Here is a 19,656-nt window from a genome sequence, read left to right on the forward strand (position 1 = left end):
CTAAGATGAATAGGGTAATTCGCTAATTTTTTCTTAGCCTATTTCACTAACAATCAGCTACTAACTTTTTAACTGACTGATTTTAAGTAAATTTACACCTTACCTTGGAATTACCTTCTTTTTGTCCAATAAACGCATTGAGACAACACAATAACAAGGTAGCCGTTATGTACATCGGTGAAGATCTGGCACTCGCCGTACGAAACAACATTTTTAATCAGGAATCTGTTCTTCAGTTTCGTCAGCATATGAATGAACTACGCAATAGTCAGGCAGTCGACGAAGAAAATTTTCGCCTGGTAAATGGTTTTAATGATGTTGTCGTAGTAATAGCGAGCGCCCTGCTACTGACGTCGTTGGGCTGGCTGGGACATACCATGACAGCCAGTCTGGGTGCTATTGCTATCGCAGCAGGTTCATGGGCGCTGGCGGAATAGTTTGTTAATCATGCCGTATGGCACTGCCGGCAATCACTTTATTACTGTCGTTTCCGGGTAGCTTATTTGCCATACCAGTGCTGTTTATGGAGCCACTTATCAATGAAAACACCTTCATTGTCGCCGGGCTGTTAACCACTGTTGGTGCTATCGCACACTGGATACGTTTTCGGGTAACCATTCCCATCGCCGCTGGCACAATCAGCCTGTGTGCAGGTGTCGCTGCCAATTTGGCGTATGTGTATCCTGCTATCATTACCACGATTGAATCGCTGTCTCTGGTGTTCAGGTTACTGGTTTTTGGTTGGGCAATGTACTGGGGCAGCCGGGATATTCGCCACCAATCACGTGATTCTGACGTCGCATTCTGGCTTCATCTGATAGCAGCGCCAATGATTGTACATCCGGTGTTCCAGAATTTAGGCGTACTGAATGAAAACAGCGATCGGCTTCTTTCCCTGACGGTACTTGTGCTTTACGTTCTGTTGGCATTCATTTCTTTAATCGTGGACCGCCGTGCCATCATGGTATCTGCACTGGTTTATGTGATGTATACCTTTTCTTCACTGCTGGAAAATTTCGGCATCGTAAGCTATGGATTCGCCGTTACCGGCCTCTGTCTTGGCTCTTCTGTGTTGGTGCTCTGCGCCTACTGGCAGAGTTGTCGCGGGTGGGTGTTGAAAGCCATTCCTTTAACACTTCGGGCGAAACTACCGGTTGTCAGCATTTAATCCCCCACCACCGACAGTTAATAAAGACGTCTCACCGTCAATGCCGGTTAGCCTGTATTGACGGTTTTCTGTCAGCACCATGACGACAGCAGATGACTAATGTCTACATTGAAATAATCAACGGCGTCTTTGAGTATTATTTGCCGCCATAGTCGGACCGCTGCGATAACGAAACGTCCCCTCGCCAAATGCCAGCAAATTACCGTCACTATCTTTTATTTCGCCACTTGAACTGTATATCCGCCGACCACTGGCTTTGACGCTGGCAGCGGCGGTAATAACGCCGCCACTGCACTGACCGGTAAACGTCGTAGTCAGTGACAAGGTGACCGAGCGACGAATAATCTGCTCATCGGGAAAATAAATCCCTGCCTGCGCACAGGCAATATCAAGTAATCCAGACAGCACACCGCCGTGCAGCACCCCTGCGAAATTGAGATGCTTAGGCTGGATCACCAGCGTTAATTCAGAATATCCAAATCGCCACTGTCGATGTTCGTATTCAATCAAGTCATGATATCCGGTTGACATCAATTGATAGGCAATATCAGGAAGTGCCCGAACTGACGATGACTGACTACTCATTGGCATACCAGCCGGGTATCGATTTTACTTCTAAAAAGTCCAGCAGACCGTGCTTACCCCACTCGCGACCATTGCCGGATTGCTTATACCCCCCAAATGGGGCAGTGAGATCAGCCTGAGCATCGTTCAAATGCACCATGCCCGTCCGCATTTTAGATGCCACAGCCCTTATCCGCGTGATATCGGTACCCGAGACATAGCCACTCAGACCGTAGGGGCTGTCATTGGCAATTCGAATGGCATCTTCGTCATCGTCATAGCCAATGATCACCAGTACCGGACCAAATATTTCTTCACGGGCGATTGTCATGTCGTTGGTCACGTCAGTAAAAATGGTCGGTTTTACGTAATACCCTTGCTCAAGCCCTTCTGGTTTGCCTGTACCACCGCACAACAGAGTCGCCCCTTCTTCCTGTCCGGAAGCAATCATGGCCTGAATTTTTTCGAACTGCCGTTGATGTGCGACCGGCCCTATGCGGGTATTGGGGTCCTGGGGATCTCCGACAGTTTGCTGCGCTTTTTGGCCAACAGCGGTAGCAATTGCAGTGACTTCGGCTATTTTATGCTTGGGTACCAGCATACGCGTTGGTGCCGTGCAGGTTTGACCGCTGTTAGCAAATACTGCCTTTATGCCATTAACAACAGCCTTGGTCATATCTGCATCATCTAGAATAATATTGGCTGACTTGCCACCGAGCTCAAGCGCCACACGCTTTACCGTATTCGCTGCGGCCTTACTGACTTCAATTCCCGCCGGAGTGGAACCGGTAAAAGATATCATGGCCAAATCAGGATGACGGCTCATGTAGTCACCTATTTTCGCACCAGACCCCTGAACCAGATTAAACACCCCAGGCGGTACACCAGCCTCATGCAGAATATCGGCGAGCAATGCGGCGCTCTGACTGGCATCCTGACTGGGCTTAAGTACCAGGGTACAACCAGCGGCTAATGCTGGAGCCACCTTGCACACCACTTGATTCATCGGCCAGTTCCATGGGGTAATAAGTCCGACCACACCAATTGGCTCATGACGTATACAGGTAGTACCTTGTTGCTCACTGAATTGCATGGATTTAAGTGCTTCAAGCGTACTGTTGAAATGGCCAAGCCCCAGCGCGGCTTGCGCCTGTTCGGATAAATAGAGCGGAGCTCCCATTTCCTGAGTAATCGCAGCGACCATTTGCGCATAACGCTTTTTATAGATCCCCATAATACGAATTAGCAATTCACAACGCGCCTCGACGGTGCTTTGCGACCAGACCGTAAATGCTTTGCTGGCTGCTGCGATGGCCGCGTCCACATCTGCCGGGCTGCCCATGGCAACGGTTCCGTAGGGCTGCTCATCTGCGGGGTTAATCAACGGGCGGGTATTAGTGGTGGCAGGCGAAACCCAGTCACCGTTAATATAAAATCGATTGGTGTTGTAGTTCATTACTCTTCCTTTATGCCTTAATTATTCACGGCCTGTTGTTTGGTTTCGTGCAAACCAGTAAAAACGTATTCAGACGGCTTATTGGTATAGAGATCAGCAACCTTATCAGCACGCAACATCTGGACTTTGCGCTGATTAACCGACCGCTTGTCTGACATTTCACCCTTGTCCAGGCTTGGTGGAGTAAGCAAAATTAAAGCTCGCTCAATGCGCGTTGAAGCACTACCGTGTTGCATGTTGTAATGACAGAATGCTTGCTGCAAACGGGCTCGCAGGCGCGGATCACTCGCCAGTTGTGCACTGTCAGCATGGTCCAGGCCAAAGACTCGTTTCACGACGTCTTCATTAAGCCACACCATGGCACCCAGAAACGGTTTGTCCTGACCGGTGATCACCACATCCTGTACTAATGGTGCCAGACAGCTTAATAAGTCTATACGCAGCATACTGGTATGTACCCAGGTACCGTTGAGGAGCTTGAAATCTTCACTGACTCGTCCGACAAACCGCAAACCACGCGCAGGATCAGTCGGATCCGACCACCTGACAGCATCACCGGTATGAAAGTAACCGTCTTCGTCGAACACTTTTTTGTTAATATCCGGGGCCTTATAGTATCCGGGCGTGATTTGCGGCCCCTTTACACACAGCTCAAATTTATCTTCTCGAGGGATCAGCTTAAGAGTGGCTCCGGGGATCGGCAGACCTATACTGCCCATTTGCGCGGTTGGCCAATGAACAATGGTTGTTATCGCCGCGCTTTCTGTTGCCCCCAGTGCCGTGATCATGCTTATGCGCTGACCGGTTTCTTTAATCGCTAGTTGCTGAAAGTGCTCAAACGTCTCCTGAGGCATGTCTGATCCTCCATAACTACACCAATCCATGTGTTTAAAAAACGCACTTCGCAGTGCTTGATCACCTTCCATTGCATCCACTAACAGGGCATATACCGCGGGTACCGTAGTGTAATTATTGAGGGGAACGGTTTTTATATTACGCAGCGTTTTCTCAAATTGCCCTGGCAAGGGTTTACCATCATCAATATAAAGCGTACCACCACTTTTAATCACGCGATGAAAGTTCTGATTGCCGCCATAGGTATGGTGCCAGGGCATCCAGTCGAGCAATACCGGCGGATTATTGTCTTCATCGACATCGATAACGCTCAGCAACGCGCCTTGAGTAAAGCATAAATTAGTATGGGTATTAATCACCCCTTTAGGTTCACCCGTTGAGCCGGAGGTAAATAATATTTTAGCCACATCATCGCCCTGGATGGCGGCTTTTGACTGGCTGACCTGTGCGGTATCTTCTGTCGCCACAGCGTCAGCATAGTTAACAGCGTTTATTTCTGCGGGAGCCTGTCCTTCAACATAAAGGACAATACAACCGGTTAAATCGAGAGCATTAAGCGCCCGCCAGTAGTGCTCAATATTCTGCACAAAAATCACTTTCGGCTCTAATAACCTGAAGATGGCTTTGAGCTTGACAAAGTCATGGCTCAACAAGGCATAGTTTGGTGACACCGGCGCCACTGGAAAGCGGGCTTTCATACCCGCTAAAGTCACCATGGCGTGTTCAATGGTATTATGGGATAACACCATCAGATTCCCCGCAACAGGCGTTGATGACAATAACCAGGCAGCCAGTGAATCGGACCTGTTGTCAGCCTCATCAAACTGAATAAAACGCCAGTCCTGACCTGTTTTTAAAGCAACCTCGTCGTTATTTCGTTCGGCTAAAAATCGCCGTTCTGGAAATTTCGCCACAGTGCGATCAAGCATCGAAATGACATTAGGAAAACTCTCTTTGGGTTTATGCTCACTGGTAACCAGCAATGCGCCATCGTTTTGCTCCCGCACCGTGACTGCCGGAGCGGCCCAGGGGTTAGCGCGAAACTCGGGTAAATCATTCATAGGGTGACTCTGCTATTGCGTTAAGTAAGTTTGGCATAATCGCGGTGCCGGAGGCGACCGGATTAACCTGATTAAGACTCTGTACTGCCACGTGTCGACTGCGTAAAGTGGCGACATCCGACTGCGGTGCCTGAACATTTTTGTAATCGTGTTCAAAATCAAGCCAGTAATACTGTCGTTGCCGCGGGTCGGTTCGCGCATCAACCCTGACGCGCCGGATACTCCCCCGGCTTCCTTCACACCAACGGATCCCCTGAATACGGTGAATGGCAACGGCGGGAAAATTAATGTTCAAACAAGGCGCCACCGACCAGTCGATGGACAGCAGATGTGTCAGCAATGGTGCCGCCAGTTGTTGTGCGCTTTGCCAATGAATATTTCTGGGATCCTTAAAAGCCTGACTCAACCCGGCTGCCGCGACGCCAAATTGAGAAGCTACGCTGGCGGCGCCTAATGTGCCGCTGAACGGTACCGCATCGCCGACATTTGCACCGCGATTAATACCACTGAGTACCAAATCCACAGGACCGTCAATCAGTTCGTTCAGCCCCAGCAATACGCAATCCGCAGGGGAGCCGGTGACGGCATAATGATTAGCCTTAACCTGCTTCACCCGCAATGGTGAATGCAGCGATAGAGCCTGCCCTCGTCCCGAACAATCCTGTGTAGGTGCAATCACTACCACCTGACGTGCCAGCCCACGGGCGATGTCGTAAAGATAGCGGATCCCCTCGGCTTCAATGCCATCGTCGTTGGTCACCAGCACCGTATTCAACATTACACTTTCATTCCTGGCATATTCAGTGATGCGGTGTTTCCACCGTCAACAGCCAACGCCTGCCCCGTAATATAACTGGCGTCATCACTGGCTAAAAATGCGATCGCAGCAGCGATCTCGGCAGGTTGTCCGGCACGCCTTAGTTCGCAGCGTTCGCCCAAACGGTGTTCGAGCCCTTTTTCTCTTGCCAGTTTAAAAAATGGATCTGTCATGCCGGTTTCGACCAATCCTGGACACACCGCATTAACCCGAATATTAAAACGGGCCAGATCGCAGGCGGCAGTTTGTGTAAAGTTGATAACTGCCGCCTTAGAGGCACTGTATGCATTGCCCCCGGCACCAGAGCGAATTCCAGCGACTGAAGCGGTATTGACAATGACACCACGTTGTTGCTCGCACATGTACTGTCCAACGTATTTGGTAAGCGCCACGCAGCCATACACATTGACCGCCATCACCTTTTGCCATTCCGCTAAATCCTGTTCATTTGCCAGCGCCCGACTACAGGCAACCCCCGCGTTATTGCACAGAATGTCTAACCGCCCGAAGTGTTTGTAGGCTTGTTCCACTGCTTCTTTTACAGCGGCTTCATCACTGATATCAGTGGTACTGCACAGACTATCGGTTTGTGAGGGTAAACTTGCTGCCACCGATGCCAGCTTATCGGCGTTAGTATCGATCAGCAGCAATCCGGCACTCCCTTCCTTGCACAGACGAGCCGCGGTTGCAGCACCAATGCCACTGGCAGCCCCCGTGATCACTGCGACTTTATTCTTGAATCGATTCAATGCCCTTTCTCCGGATCAGTTAATTTTACTATTAACACGATTGCACAATGTTAATGATTTGTTTATTCTGCAATACGAAATTAAATACCGCAAGGAAATTAATGAAAGAATTTAATAGTACCGAACAGCTCGTTGAAAACGTTGGTCAGTCGCTGGGGGTGAGTCCTTGGTACCGGCTGGAACAATCGGCCATCGATGACTTTGCAAAGGCGACCAATGATTATCAGGCAATCCATCTCGACGCTGAGATCGCGCGTCAGGCCGGCTTTGCCGGTCCGATAGCCCATGGCTACCTGTTACTTTCATTGGTCCCATACCTGGCGGGACAAACTTACCGTGTGCACGGCATCACCACGAAAATTAACTACGGCCTGGATCGATGCCGATTTATTTCCCCGGTGATTGCCGGCAGCGAGGTTAGGGCTGAGTTTGTATTGGCCGAGTTGACTAAAACGGTCAATGGTACACAACTGATCACCGACATAACCTTACATATTGCCGGTACCAGCAAACCGGCAATGATTGCCCGCACTCTCGCGTTACTGACTGAAAACTAGGAGCAATAGCATGAACGATTTGTTTGCAATGACCGGTAAGGTAGTTTTGATTACCGGCTCTACTAAGGGCATTGGTTTAAGTATTGCCACAACGCTGGCTGCTGCCGGTGCCAAGGTAGTCATTTCCAGCCGCAAAGCTGACGTGTGCGATAAAGTCGCATCCTCGCTGACTAAACAAGGTTATGAGGCGTTAGCGGTACCCTGCCACATTGGCGATAAAGCACAGTTGCAGAATTTAGTGGATACCACGATCAGCACCTGGGGCAAAATCGATGTCCTGGTATGTAATGCAGCAACCAACCCTTCATACGGACCCTTATCCTCACTGACCGATGAAGCCTGGGATAAAATTATGGACACCAATGTAAAGAGTACCTTTTGGTTATGTAATATGGTGCTGCCTAAAATGGCCGAGCAGGGACAGGGCAGTGTGATTTTATTGTCGAGTATTGCAGCGTTAAAAGGCAACGACAAAATCGGTTGTTATGGCATGTCTAAAGCGGCCGAAGCTGCCCTAACCCGAAACCTGGCAGTGGAATGGGGTCCGAAAGGAATAAGAGTCAATGCGATTGCGCCAGGCGTTGTAGTGACTGACTTTGCCCGGGCACTGATTGAAGATCCTAAACGCAAAGCGATAGTTGAACAACAAACCCCGTTGCGTCGCCTCGGTGAACCGCAGGATATTGCGGGCATTACTCAGTTTCTTGCGTCTTCTGCTTCCGCCTACATGACGGGTCAGTTGTTAGTTGCCGATGGCGGCACCACCATTGGTAGTTAGGAGATATCTGTGAATACACATGAAGCGACTCTGGTTAATGTTTTACCGGCTCATGCTTTCGCCGAGGATGCGCTAAAAAAATACCTTGAAAGCCATTTTGGCAAAACATTCGAACGTTTTGAAATTCAACAATTTCAAGGCGGTCAGTCTAATCCAACCTTTAAAATACAGGCTAATGAACACCAGTGGGTTTTACGCAAGAAGCCTAATGGCAAACTCCTTCCATCAGCACACATGATTGAGCGGGAGTACCAGGTTATGCAAGCACTTCAGGATACTCAGGTGCCGGTGCCGGCTATGCGATTATTATGCGACGACCCGTCGGTCATCGGCACACCATTTTATCTCATGGACTATGTCCCTGGCCTGTTAATTGAACACCCTGCTTGTGCAGGTATTGCCCGCTCGAATTGTGAAATAATTTATAAAAGCATGGCCCGAACTCTGGCCAGCCTGCACAACGTCAATATCAAAGCTGCCGGCCTTGCTGATTATTCTCGTCGCGGCGATGACTATTACGCCCGGCAAATTAAACGTTGGAGTGACCAGTACCGAAAAACCTGTGCCCCCCCTGCTGGTGGCGAGGAAGGCGCAAAGGCGATGCAGTATTTAATGATGACCCTGCCCGCTAACATTCCTCAGGATCAAGCCCTTTCACTGGTTCACGGTGACTTTCGAATTGGCAATCTGCTGTTTGACGAAACGTCCTATCAGGTTGCTGCCGTTCTGGACTGGGAACTTTCAACACTGGGCCATCCGCTGGCGGATCTTGCTTACTGCTGCATTCCTTACCATCTTTCCAGTGACACACCGGGCATAAAAGGCCTTGAGGGCCTCGATCTCGCTGCAACCGGTATTCCCGATGAAGCGAAATTTATTCAGTACTATTGCCAGGCCACGGGGCGGGAATCCATAGCGCAGTGGCCCTTTTACCTGGCGTTTTCGATGTTCCGACTAGCCGCTATTTTACAGGGTGTTTATGCGCGAGCACTGCAAGGCAATGCCAGTTCAGCCAATGCACTTGCGGTAGGGGGGCGCGCTGCCATCCTGGCTACGGCGGGGGCCCGGCTTGTTGGATATCACTAACTATTGGCGCTATCATTTCCCCGGAATCAGGAAACACGATAGCTCCTACACCTTTTTTTTGGCGTTAAGATTAAAAAAATTATGTCGGACTACGAAAAATATTTCTACTATGTCGCCTGCCCGCATACATTCCGTTTTAATGCCACCACTCTTTGGGCAAAAGTCTATCTATACCGCTGTTTAGGATGAACAGCTGTAATGGGAAATGCCTCCGACCTCAAAATACCTGGCAGGGCGTAAGCAGTAATACTTTTCCTCTACTGCTGCAGACTGTTCAGCATAGGGGTCAGTTAACACTGCCTGTAGCTCTCTTAACAGCGTAAAATCGCCTTCTTCGGCCTGTTTATAAGCAGGTACGATCAACCATTCGCGCCAGGTATACTTGGGATTGACACTTTTCATTCTTGCCGTCATTTCATCCGGCGAAAAACGATCATCAAGTTGCTTATGCCAGGTCTGTAACCAGTCATTCCATTGTTGCTGCAAGGCTTCATCTGCAGGCTTATAAAAACAACTTGAAACAGCCGCCATGTTGTCGGGCAAAGAGCAAAGTTCCCGAAACAGCAGGGTATAGTCCACCGACGTTCGCACCATCAGTTGTAATAATGACATGACCAGGTCGGGCGCATAACGCTTAAGTCCTAGTTTCGCCGCCCACATATTCCCCAGTTTGTGTTCTATCATGGCGGAAAATCCACTGAGAATAGCTTCCAGTTCGTTTAACTTGTCGGCTTCATTTTGCAGTAAAGGTGCCAACGCCCTGCAAAACATCATAAAGTTCTTTTCTGCTGCCGCGGTCTGATTAAAAAAGGAGAAATGCCTGCCTCCGCCCGTCCAGGGCTGATAGCCAGGGTCAAATAATTCACAAAATCCGAAAGGACCATAATCCAGCGTAAAGCCACCGGCCGCGCAGTTATCACTATTAAAATTCCCCTGGCAATAACCTACTCGTATCCAGTTGGCCACCAGCGAAGTCAGACGCTCCTGAAAGATTTCGGCCAGTTGGATAAGCTTTTCAGCAAAAGACAGACTAGGGTCAATTTCAAGTTTATATTCTCGTTCAATCAGGTGCGCGACTAGCGCTCGCAATTCGTTTAATGCATCGGGATGCTGTTGGTTGCGAGCCCTGCGGGCAAAAAGTTCTAACTGCCCAACCCGAATAAACGAAGGCGCGACCCGGGTCGTGATTGCTACCGGATCAGCCACCATAATCTCGGGTTCAAAGGAAGACGATCTTTCATGATACCAGGGCCTGCTGACAGTTTCTGACTGTGACATCACCAGACTCAACGAGCGCGAGGTAGGCACGCCAAGGGAATGCATGTGCTCCTGAGCCAGAAACTCCCTGACACTGGACCGTAACACCGCGCGCCCGTCGGCACCTCGACAATAAGGTGTTCGTCCTGCCCCTTTTAATTGCATCTCCCACCGTTTGCCGTTAAACACGCCTTCAAAAACAGACAGAGCTCTGCCGTCGCCATAGCCATTACCCGTGCCAAACGGGCATTGCTGGGTATATTCAGTACCATAAATTGACAGTGCATAACCGGTTGCCCAGCCGATCCTACGCATGGGAGGGGGGACCTGAGAAACATCACCAGAAAACAATCGCACAAACGCTTTTGTCCCGGCCAGGTCTTCATCCAGACCTAGCTCCCTGAACAAGGTTTTGCTGTGAGCCACATAGCTAGGCTCATTTAAGGCTGTTGGTACCACCGGCACATAGTGGCCGGAAAACACCTGTCTTGGCTGATGATCACAGCCATCAGAAGTTGCCTTGGGATCGGCAGCCAGTGACGTTAAGAAAGAGTAATCAGCACAGGCTGCCAACTCATTCAGAGATCTAATCGGAGTCTTTCGGGATGTTTCATCTGGCATTAAATCATACCTCCTGGTCATCAGCGGCATTAAAGGCAGCCACTGATTTCAGCGTACGCGCCTTGCTTAGCGTACTGAAATGAATTGCACTGGAACAGTGTGTTTTATGGTAAATGGAATGGAGAGCTTTCACAAAACTTTGTTTAACTGCAAAGATATTCTCCATATCGTATCGCGCTTCCATATCGTCGTACCAACAGGATGAATATGTCCTTCGGAAATATACTTATCACTGCTTTGCGATACTTTAATCTTGGTTTAGCCAATTGCGTAGGAAAAAGAGCTCTCCTATAGTAACAGTATGAATCAGAGTAAACGTTAGACTATGAAATTCACGCCGCGCAAATTAATCCTGGTCACCAGCCTGATGGTCATGGCTTCGTCGCTGATGGCTACCGACTCAATGGCCACCACGGCTCTACAGTCACAACCAGTGATCAGCAGCTGCCCAACCGAGTTTTACGCTGTCAAAATTCATGAAGAGGCCAAACAGTGTCAGCCTTTTGACTCTGAAATACCGGCCTCCATGGTTTATTTTATTGATGGGACGCCCGATGCCATTGTCGCTTATTACCTGGCACTGATGCCTGACTTGTCGCTTAAAGGGGAGCATAACCAGCGCGTACTATTAGTCAACGACACCCAGAATGTGCGTGTAGTGGTTTCACCAGACGGTGACGGCGTACAGGTGGATATTCTGGTACTCGGCAACACTACACCGTCTCCGGTAGCCAACCTGTCCAACGATTAGCTTTTCACTGGCTGCCCGTTAAATCCTGAATAACTGGCACCACCCTTGCAATTTCTCTAACAAGTTTGTCCTGTCGCCCGGCTGCGTCATTTTATTGACACCCGAGCGCTCTTTATTGTTGAGGAAGCGTATGGAACTTGCCATCATTTTGTTTATGTTACTGATAGTTGTGACTGTTGGTGCACTTAAGCTGTCAGATCACGGTATGAGTTTTCCCTTTCGTAAAAAACAACAGCTTTTTACGCAGGTAGAGCATACCTTTATCAATTTACTCGAACAGGCAGTCGGCCGTGAATTCAGAATTGTATCGCGTGTACGCCTGAATGACTTACTTGCGGTAAGAGGCAGCACCAATAAGCGTCAGGCACGCCAGGCATTGATTCGGGCCGGCAGTAAACAGCTCGATTTCGTGCTGTGTCGCCGTGATGACATGACACCGGTACTGGCTATTGATTTGGTCCACAAACAGGGCAAGGATGGCTATAAGATCCAGCGCGACTGGTTTGTCTCAGGCGCCCTCGACGCAGCTGGCATTCCCCATGCCCGGTTCAAGGTGAAATCAGGTTACTCAGTGGAAGAAGTGAGAGAGTGCGTCGAGACTAAGCTGATCCCCCTGCGTAAACAACAGGCCAAACTGGCCGCCAGTAAGATGAACCCTCCGCAGCCGACCCGCCCTACCCGCCCCCTGCGTTCCAGTCGTCAGCCCGGCGGTGAGCAGGTCGCGGCATAGCGTGAAGAGCAAAAAAGGGCCCACCGTGCCCTTTTTTGACATTTTATGAGTAACTACCCATGACATCTTTGCCGTTGAATAGACCACGGTAAGATGGGCGGGGATTTCGGCACCGACCGGAACAAACGCCACCGTATCCTTATGGCTGGATACATAACTAAGCAAGTCGTCCAAAGTAGATATCTCTTTAGGCGGGCGAGAACGCCGCTACACCGCATCTGCGACCAGTTAGGCTGGATTCGGGATTCTGTTAAGCCGATTATCATGGTGTTAAACACCGCTCTGACCAGGGGTTGTTCATGAAGCGACCGCTCATTTTCGTCGCCTTCAAATGACACATTAGGATTGAAAGAGAGCAAATTCAATAAAACGATAGTGAGTCTATGCAGAAAGTAGCGCCGATTAACCTACCTGTTAAGAATCCCTGTATACCCGCAAACACATTCATATTACACTTCGTTGTTAATGACATATTGAAGTGCAACAGTTAGTTTTTCGCACTCACATTTCCCAATTAAATAAGCAATTTAAAGGCAAATTATGAAAATTGGTATCCTTGGCGCCATGGACCAGGAAGTGGCCCTGTTAAAAGAGTCGCTCGACGACATGAAGACTCAGAACATCGCCCACCTCACCTTCTACTCCGGTACACTACATGGCATTGATGTCGTTTTAGTAAAGTGTGGAATTGGCAAGGTGGCAGCAGCAGTGGCAACCACATTACTGATCCAGGCATTCAGCCCGGATTTCGTGGTCAATACAGGTTCCGCCGGTGGCTTCGACACCAACCTTGATATTGGTGATATTGTTATTGGCAATAGCGTACAGCATCATGACGTGGATATTACTCATTTTGGCTATGAGCCAGGGCAGTGCGTGGGTATGCCAACCCTCTTTGCCTGTGATGAGCAACTTATTAGTGCCGCAGAAGAAGCCGCTGCCAGTGCACTACATGTTAAAACTCTCCGTGGTTTGATTTGCACCGGAGACTCCTTTATCGGCACCGACGAAGCCGCAGCACAGTTGCGCGAAGCATTCCCGGCTATCAGCGCGTCTGAAATGGAAGGCGCAGCTATCGCTCAGGCCAGCCACATGCTGGGTACGCCATTTCTGGTCATCCGCTCACTGTCTGATATCGCGGGTAAAACCTCGACCGTTTCATTTAACGCTTACCTGGAGACCGCAGCTAAAAACTCTGCAGAACTGGTGATAGGCATGACCAGGGTAATGGCAAGCCGGGCGGCAAAAGCTTAAGCCTGCGCTATGATTGAGTTGCCGGCAGAAACAACCCTTTCCCTGATCATCACCCTTTGCGTGATTTTAATTGATCGGGTGTGGTGTATTCCGCCTCAGGCCCACCCCCTGACACTTTACAGAATGCTGGTGACCAATCTTGCCAAAAAGGTCTGCCCGGCCCCCTCGGCGCCACTTTCGCAGCATTATATCAGCGGGACACTGGGTATTGTGGTGTTAACCATTCCGTTTCTGGTGGTGCTGGCCTTCGTGCTGAGTCTTGCCGAGTACAACTGGTTTTTTGATGCACTGGTGCTGTTGTGTTGTCTAACCTTCTACCCGGTTCGTCGCCAGTACAAGTTGATTACCCAGGCTTTAAGTGGCAACAAAAAACTCCTGGCCCGAGAGCGTCTGGTTGTTATGGTCGCCCGTCAAACCGACTCGTTATCCGAGATTGGCATTGCCAAAGCGGCTATCGAGGCTTACCTGCTGCGCTTTATGCAGCAATTTATCGGCGTTATATTCTGGTTCTTGCTGGCCGGCCCGTTAGCAGCACTGAGCTATCGTTTGCTGCTGGAATTCCGCTGGCAGTGGCACCGTAAAAAACGCCTGTTCAGCGCGTTCAGTCTGCCTGCTTACTGGTTAAGTCAGACCTTGATTATTATCCCTTATGGGCTGGGCCTGGCGTTAATCATGCTCAGCACGTCCCCCGTCGGGGCCATCAGGGGAGTGCGACAGGCCACACAACGGGATTTAACCTCGTTGCTGCTGGCAGCTTTTGGTGGGGGACTGGGAATACAACTTGGCGGCCCGGCGATTTACGAGGGAGTAAAACTACGCCACCAGCGCGTGGGCGGTTCCCGCCAGGTGCGATTTTCTGATCTCACCTATGTACTGCGCGCGATAAATCGTCAGATCGGGTTAGTCACCATACTGCTCACCCTGTTATTAATACTTTGCTGGCAACTCAAACTATGAATAAATTTCCTTTCTGGCGACTCGTGTTTGTTCTGATGATTACATTTCGAGCCGACTCTGCCGAACGTATCGTTACCCTTTCGCCTCACCTGGCAGAATGGGTATACAGCCTTGGGGCACAGGACCGCCTGGTAGGCGTCAGCGCTTTCAGTGATTATCCTCCGGCGGCTACCGAACTGCCGGTCATAGCCGACTACCAGGGTGTAGATTTCACAGCACTGATGGCCCTTGAGCCTGATCTGGTGCTGGCCTGGGGCGGCGGCAACAAACCGCAGGACATTGCCCGCCTGAAAAGTCTCGGGCTCGAAGTGTACATTTCCCAGCCGAAGACGCTGGATGATATTGGCACCGAGTTGCTCGAAGTCGCGGCGCTGACTGGTCAAACCGATATCGGTCAGACACTGGTCACCGGCTACCGCCATGAGCTTGAGAAAATCCGGCAGCAATATCAGAGCCTTACGCCGGTGAAGGTATTTTACTACCTGTGGGCACAACCACTAATGACCATTGGTGAAGGGGCATGGGCCAATAGGATTCTCGCCACTTGTGGCGCTGAGTCGGTGTTTATTGACTCGCCCATCGACTATCCAGAAGTATCGGTAAAACAAGTGTTGCTTCGCCAGCCAGCATTGCTGATTGCCGCAAGTGATAAATCGGTGCAGACACTGGAAAATTTTTGGACGCCTCACCGGTCTGTTATTCAGGCACCTCTTGTCACTGCTGATGCCAACGCCCTGCATCGCTTTACGCTTCGGATTACCGCAGCAATAGACAGTCTGTGCCAACGTATCAACAGTTACAGAAAATAGGACAGCCTATGCGATTACTTACTTTAACCCTTTCTCTTGCAAATTTACTGCTGTGCGGGGCGGTTTACGGCCATGACAGCATTCCCGATATCACACCTGCAAACCTGCACAGTGATGGCTTTAACGGCTTAATACTGGACGTGAGAAGTGTAAAAGAGTATTCGGAAGGTCACGTACCAGGCGCGGTTAACATTCCCCATACAGAGCTTACCTCACACCTGGCCAGCCTTGGCTCTACGCAGCAGCCTGTGCTGGTATACTGTCGCTCAGGGCGGCGCGCGGGTATCGCGCTGGACAAACTGACTGACCTTGGTTTTGAAAAACTGTATCACTTAGACGGTGATATGCAGGCCTGGCAGAGTGAAATATTACCCGTTGCCAGATAACCGGCAATTAGCACCGGTATATTACCTCCCGCCATGGACATATCGAGGCTTTATCGGCATCATAGTCGTCTTGTTGCTACACGCGTTATGTTATGACTATCGATATTTCAACGCCGGCTATGTTGTTCCCGGCAATTTCCCTTTTGTTACTGGCTTATACCAACCGTTTCCTGACTCTTGCGTCATTAATTCGTCATTTTGATAAGGGCGAAGACAATGAGAGTACCCACGCACAAATTAAAAATCTGCGTAAACGTATCCATTACATAAAACGCATGCAGGAAACCGGCGTATTCAGTTTTTTTCTGTGCGTTTTGTCGATGCTGGCCATTTACTTGTCGTATCAGTTAGCTGGTAACTGGCTATTTGCCGCCAGTCTGGTTTTTTTACTTTATAGTCTTTGGCAGTCGGTTCTGGAGATCCGGATTTCACTGGATGCCCTCGACGTGCACTTACAGGGAATGGATCTTGGCAAACACAAAAAATAGCACTGATATTATTTATTCAGAGCTCACTCTCGATCACTTTTCAGCGGTCCTTGAACTCGGCAACCGGGTTCAGGGCGACGGTTATCTGAATCTGGATAATCTAACCGAATATTACCAACGTGGCATTAAACACGGTATTAATGCTGGGATTGTTGCTTTTTACGGTGACCATCTGGTTGGCTTTCGCCTCACCTTTGCTCAGGGTCAGTGGGACATAGACCAGTGGGCTACTCCTGCCGATTGGGGCGTGGATCCGGCTACCGTTTGTTATTTTAAATGTAATACTGTGGACCCGGCTATGCAGGGATACGGCATTGGCTCCACGCTGCTGAATAAAGCGATTGAAGCGGCCCGACAACAGGGCAGCACTGCCGGACTCGCACATATCTGGCTGGCCAGTCCCGGTAATAGCGCGTTCAGGTACTTTAGTAAAAATGGCGGCCGGTTAATCAAAGAACATCCCAACAAGTGGCAATATGCCGCTATGTATGAGGGCTATGATTGTCCGGTTTGTGATTCGCTTTGTGCCTGTGTGGCTGCAGAAATGCTACTGACGTTTTCGCAGTAAAGCGCAGAAGTGCGCTGCAGGACGCAGCGCACCGGTTGCATTAGGCCAGGGTAACGCGGGCAAATTTACGTTTGCCAACCTGATAGACGTTTTCACCTTTTTCAGTGAGTAACAGGCGAGGATCAGAGACTTTTTCACCATCAATTTTCACCGCGCCCTGCTTAATCATTCGCATAGCATCCGATGTAGAACCGACCAGTCCTGCCTCTTTCAGCAAGTAACCAATGGCTACCTCTCCGTCAGTTAAAACAATGGTCACTTCAGGCATGTCATCCGGAATAGCGTTTTTCTGAAAACGTTGGATAAAATCCTGATGTGCGGCTTCTGCTGCGTCTTCAGAGTGGAAGCGGGCAATAATTTCTTTCGCCAGGGTAATTTTAATGTCGCGAGGATTCGCTCCATCAGCCATTTGTTGTTTAAGTTCGGCAATTTCGTCTAACGGCTTAAAGCTCAGCAAATCGTAATAGCGCCACATCAGTTCATCAGAAATGGACATGATTTTGCCAAACATCTCATTCGGTGCATCGGTAATGCCAATGTAGTTGTTTAACGACTTGGACATCTTCTGCACGCCATCGAGGCCTTCCAGCAACGGCATCATCAGCACAACCTGTTGCGACTGCCCCTGTTCTTTTTGCAGCTCACGTCCCATCAGCAGGTTGAAACGCTGGTCAGTACCACCGAGCTCAACGTCGGCTTTAAGCGCCACCGAGTCCCACCCCTGAACCAGTGGATACAAAAACTCATGAATAGCGATGGGTTGTTCATTGGCGTAACGCTTTTTAAAGTCATCACGTTCGAGCATTCTGGCCACGGTCTGACTGGCTGCCAGCTTGATCATGCCTGCTGCGCCCAGTTGATCCATCCACTCAGAGTTAAAACGAATTTGCGTTTTTTCCGGGTCGAGGATTTTAAACACCTGGTTCTGATAGGTTTGAGCATTAGTAAGCACTTGCTCTTTTGTCAAAGGCTTACGGGTAACATTTTTACCTGTAGGGTCGCCTATTAAACCGGTAAAATCACCAATCAGGAACACGACGTTGTGACCTAACTGCTGGAAAGCGCGCATTTTGTTGATCAGTACCGTATGACCTAAGTGCAAATCCGGTGCAGTAGGATCAAATCCCGCTTTAATGGTCAGCGGCTTGCCTGACTTTAACTTTTCGATCAGGGCATCTTCGGGCAATATTTCATCAGTACCCCGTTTAATTTCGGCCAGGGCTGCTTGCCAGTCACTCATTTTTCTGCTTCCATCTAACTTCATTCTGGGCGGGCATTTTACGCGCGCCGACCGTCTATTAAAACCCTTTATGCACTTTCTGCAGCCCACAACGCAATTATTTGCCTATTTCCGCCCTCGATCCTTTGAATTTTGCTTGATCCCTCTAGCATCTCAGTGCCGAAACCGCTATTCTCAGGCTGTTATGAGAAAGATATATACACCTCAATTACTCACTGATTTAGTTAAGCAAATGCCGCGGCCGCATCGGATTGGTCTGGTGGCTGCCAGTGCATTTGTCGGATTACTCATTTTGCTGCCGTCTGAAAAGGTGGAAGCGTCGCGCCATACTGAGTCTCTTATCCTGGAAACCGGAAAGCGTTATCCCCTGTCGATGACGTTAACGCAATCCGATGTACTGATTGAGCAGGAAGACGAACCACAGTGGCAAACCTACACGGTGAAAAGCGGCGATACGCTGGCCAAGATTTTCAAACGCGCCGGACTCAGCCCTAAAGATACTTACGCGGTCAGCCATGCTGGTGAACAGGCGAAAACCCTGGTGACGCTATTACCGGGTGACAAACTGGACCTCAACGTCATTGACAATCAGTTTGCCGGCCTGCGGTATGCGCTGTCGCCCACCGATACCCTCTATATTGAGCCGCAGGAAGAGAACGATGACCTGGTTTCCCGCATCGACAGTAAACCGGTAGAAGTACGTTATAATTTTGCTCAGGGCGAAATTACATCAAGTTTCTGGAACGCCGGAGTGGCTGCAGGCCTGACGGATAACCAAATAATGCACCTGGCCGGTATTTTTGGCTGGGATATCGACTTTGCCATGGAAATCCGCGCCGGCGACACATTTAATGTGGTCTTTGAAGAGCGCTATATTGATGGTGAGTTTGTTGGTTTTGGCGATATTGTTGCAGCCGAATTTGTTAACCAGGGTGAAAAATTTGCCGCCATTCAGCACGACGACGGTAACTACTATACCCCTGAAGGCCGCAGTATGCGCAAGAGCTTCCTGCGCGCGCCGATCAACTTTAAGTACGTTAGTTCCAACTTTAGTAAGGCTCGTTTTCATCCGGTACAAAAACGCTGGAAAGCCCACCGTGGAACCGATTACGTCGCGGCAGTAGGCACGCCTGTAATGGCAGCCGGTGATGGTAAAGTCATCGAGGCCAGCTACAACAAATACAATGGTAACTACGTGTTTATTCAGCACGGCGAGAAGTACACCACCAAATACCTGCACTTTAAGAAGAAAGCAGTAAAGAAAGGTGACATGGTAAAACAGGGGCAAACCATTGGCTATCTGGGCAGTACCGGACTCGCATCAGGCCCTCATGTACATTACGAGTTCCTGGTAGACGGTGTGCACCGTAACCCGCGTACCGTAGATTTACCCAAGGCGCTGCCTATCGATCCTAAACAGCGCAACGCCTTCATGCAAATCGCCGAGCAACGTCTCGCTCAACTTGGCACCTCGCGCCGTATTATGCTGGCCATGCAATAAACC

General features: G+C 49.7%; 21 protein-coding genes. 14 read left to right on the forward strand and 7 right to left on the reverse strand.

Going from position 1 to position 19,656, the window contains the following annotated elements:
- Window positions 1-167 precede the first annotated feature (167 nt).
- The gene (locus tag AC2T0J_RS01225; RefSeq protein WP_489808390.1) at window positions 168-437 is read left to right on the forward strand and encodes a hypothetical protein; all 270 of its coding nucleotides are present in this window, start codon (window positions 168-170) and stop codon (window positions 435-437) included.
- A 17-nt stretch (window positions 438-454) separates the two neighbouring features.
- Entirely contained in the window at window positions 455-1,168 is a 714-nt protein-coding gene (locus AC2T0J_RS01230; RefSeq protein WP_489808391.1) for a hypothetical protein, read from the forward strand.
- 117 nt (window positions 1,169-1,285) lie between these two features.
- Here the strand turns inward: AC2T0J_RS01230 and AC2T0J_RS01235 are convergent, their stop codons facing one another.
- From AC2T0J_RS01235 to AC2T0J_RS01255, 5 genes are read right to left on the reverse strand one after another with little or no spacing between them, the layout of a single operon-like run.
- Window positions 1,286-1,753, reverse strand: coding sequence for a PaaI family thioesterase (locus AC2T0J_RS01235; RefSeq protein ID WP_489808392.1), 468 nt, complete (start codon window positions 1,751-1,753; stop codon window positions 1,286-1,288).
- Window positions 1,746-3,188 carry an aldehyde dehydrogenase family protein gene (locus tag AC2T0J_RS01240; RefSeq protein ID WP_489808393.1) on the reverse strand — a complete coding sequence of 481 codons (1,443 nt, stop codon included), beginning with the start codon at window positions 3,186-3,188 and terminating at the stop codon, window positions 1,746-1,748. The genes AC2T0J_RS01235 and AC2T0J_RS01240 overlap by 8 nt, the downstream gene beginning before the upstream one ends.
- A 17-nt stretch (window positions 3,189-3,205) precedes the next feature.
- A complete protein-coding gene (locus AC2T0J_RS01245; protein WP_489808394.1) occupies window positions 3,206-5,104 on the reverse strand; it encodes an AMP-binding protein in 1,899 nt (632 codons plus the stop codon).
- Entirely contained in the window at window positions 5,097-5,882 is a 786-nt protein-coding gene (gene surE, locus AC2T0J_RS01250; RefSeq protein ID WP_489808395.1) for a 5'/3'-nucleotidase SurE, read from the reverse strand. The genes AC2T0J_RS01245 and surE overlap by 8 nt, the downstream gene beginning before the upstream one ends.
- Entirely contained in the window at window positions 5,882-6,670 is a 789-nt protein-coding gene (locus AC2T0J_RS01255) for an SDR family NAD(P)-dependent oxidoreductase (RefSeq protein WP_489808396.1), read from the reverse strand. Before AC2T0J_RS01255 ends, surE begins: the two co-directional genes overlap by 1 nt.
- Before the next feature lie 101 nt (window positions 6,671-6,771).
- Here AC2T0J_RS01255 and AC2T0J_RS01260 point away from each other — a divergent pair, with 101 nt between their 5' ends.
- The 3 genes from AC2T0J_RS01260 to AC2T0J_RS01270 are packed head-to-tail and all read left to right on the forward strand — an operon-like array spanning window position 6,772 to window position 9,091.
- Window positions 6,772-7,227, forward strand: coding sequence for a MaoC family dehydratase (locus AC2T0J_RS01260; RefSeq protein WP_489808397.1), 456 nt, complete (start codon window positions 6,772-6,774; stop codon window positions 7,225-7,227).
- A 10-nt stretch (window positions 7,228-7,237) separates the two neighbouring features.
- Complete coding sequence (locus AC2T0J_RS01265) at window positions 7,238-8,005, forward strand: SDR family NAD(P)-dependent oxidoreductase (protein ID WP_489808398.1); 768 nt, start codon at window positions 7,238-7,240, stop codon at window positions 8,003-8,005.
- A 9-nt stretch (window positions 8,006-8,014) separates the two neighbouring features.
- Window positions 8,015-9,091 (forward strand): phosphotransferase, encoded by a 1,077-nt coding sequence (locus AC2T0J_RS01270; RefSeq protein WP_489808399.1) that lies wholly within the window; start codon window positions 8,015-8,017, stop codon window positions 9,089-9,091.
- Between the two features lie 180 nt (window positions 9,092-9,271).
- On the opposite strand, the gene AC2T0J_RS01275 is transcribed toward AC2T0J_RS01270, so the two are convergent.
- The gene (locus AC2T0J_RS01275) at window positions 9,272-10,969 is read right to left on the reverse strand and encodes a protein adenylyltransferase SelO (RefSeq protein WP_489808400.1); all 1,698 of its coding nucleotides are present in this window, start codon (window positions 10,967-10,969) and stop codon (window positions 9,272-9,274) included.
- Window positions 10,970-11,294: 325 nt separating this feature from the next.
- On the opposite strand from AC2T0J_RS01275, the gene AC2T0J_RS01280 reads away from it, so the two are divergent.
- The 8 genes from AC2T0J_RS01280 to AC2T0J_RS01315 all read left to right on the forward strand — a co-directional run bounded on the left by AC2T0J_RS01280 (window position 11,295) and on the right by AC2T0J_RS01315 (window position 16,912).
- Entirely contained in the window at window positions 11,295-11,720 is a 426-nt protein-coding gene (locus AC2T0J_RS01280) for a hypothetical protein (RefSeq protein ID WP_489808401.1), read from the forward strand.
- A 130-nt stretch (window positions 11,721-11,850) separates the two neighbouring features.
- The gene (locus AC2T0J_RS01285; RefSeq protein WP_489808402.1) at window positions 11,851-12,450 is read left to right on the forward strand and encodes a DUF2726 domain-containing protein; all 600 of its coding nucleotides are present in this window, start codon (window positions 11,851-11,853) and stop codon (window positions 12,448-12,450) included.
- Between the two features lie 540 nt (window positions 12,451-12,990).
- Window positions 12,991-13,704 carry a 5'-methylthioadenosine/adenosylhomocysteine nucleosidase gene (locus tag AC2T0J_RS01290; protein ID WP_489808403.1) on the forward strand — a complete coding sequence of 238 codons (714 nt, stop codon included), beginning with the start codon at window positions 12,991-12,993 and terminating at the stop codon, window positions 13,702-13,704.
- Window positions 13,705-13,713: 9 nt separating this feature from the next.
- Window positions 13,714-14,661: a cobalamin biosynthesis protein gene (locus tag AC2T0J_RS01295; protein ID WP_489808404.1), complete on the forward strand. Its 948-nt coding sequence runs from the start codon at window positions 13,714-13,716 to the stop codon at window positions 14,659-14,661.
- A complete protein-coding gene (locus AC2T0J_RS01300; RefSeq protein WP_489808405.1) occupies window positions 14,658-15,470 on the forward strand; it encodes a cobalamin-binding protein in 813 nt (270 codons plus the stop codon). Before AC2T0J_RS01295 ends, AC2T0J_RS01300 begins: the two co-directional genes overlap by 4 nt.
- Window positions 15,471-15,478: 8 nt before the next feature.
- The gene (locus AC2T0J_RS01305; protein ID WP_489808406.1) at window positions 15,479-15,856 is read left to right on the forward strand and encodes a rhodanese-like domain-containing protein; all 378 of its coding nucleotides are present in this window, start codon (window positions 15,479-15,481) and stop codon (window positions 15,854-15,856) included.
- A gap of 92 nt (window positions 15,857-15,948) precedes the next feature.
- On the forward strand, window positions 15,949-16,344 hold the full coding sequence (locus tag AC2T0J_RS01310) for a DUF2721 domain-containing protein (protein ID WP_489808407.1): 396 nt from the start codon (window positions 15,949-15,951) through the stop codon (window positions 16,342-16,344).
- Window positions 16,325-16,912: a GNAT family N-acetyltransferase gene (locus AC2T0J_RS01315; protein WP_489808408.1), complete on the forward strand. Its 588-nt coding sequence runs from the start codon at window positions 16,325-16,327 to the stop codon at window positions 16,910-16,912. The genes AC2T0J_RS01310 and AC2T0J_RS01315 overlap by 20 nt, the downstream gene beginning before the upstream one ends.
- Window positions 16,913-16,952: 40 nt before the next feature.
- On the opposite strand, the gene tyrS is transcribed toward AC2T0J_RS01315, so the two are convergent.
- Window positions 16,953-18,152, reverse strand: coding sequence for a tyrosine--tRNA ligase (gene tyrS / locus AC2T0J_RS01320; protein WP_489808409.1), 1,200 nt, complete (start codon window positions 18,150-18,152; stop codon window positions 16,953-16,955).
- 184 nt (window positions 18,153-18,336) lie between these two features.
- On the opposite strand from tyrS, the gene AC2T0J_RS01325 reads away from it, so the two are divergent.
- The gene (locus AC2T0J_RS01325) at window positions 18,337-19,653 is read left to right on the forward strand and encodes an OapA family protein (RefSeq protein WP_489808410.1); all 1,317 of its coding nucleotides are present in this window, start codon (window positions 18,337-18,339) and stop codon (window positions 19,651-19,653) included.
- Window positions 19,654-19,656 lie beyond the last annotated feature (3 nt).

The organism is Alteromonas sp. ISO5, from assembly GCF_058105165.1.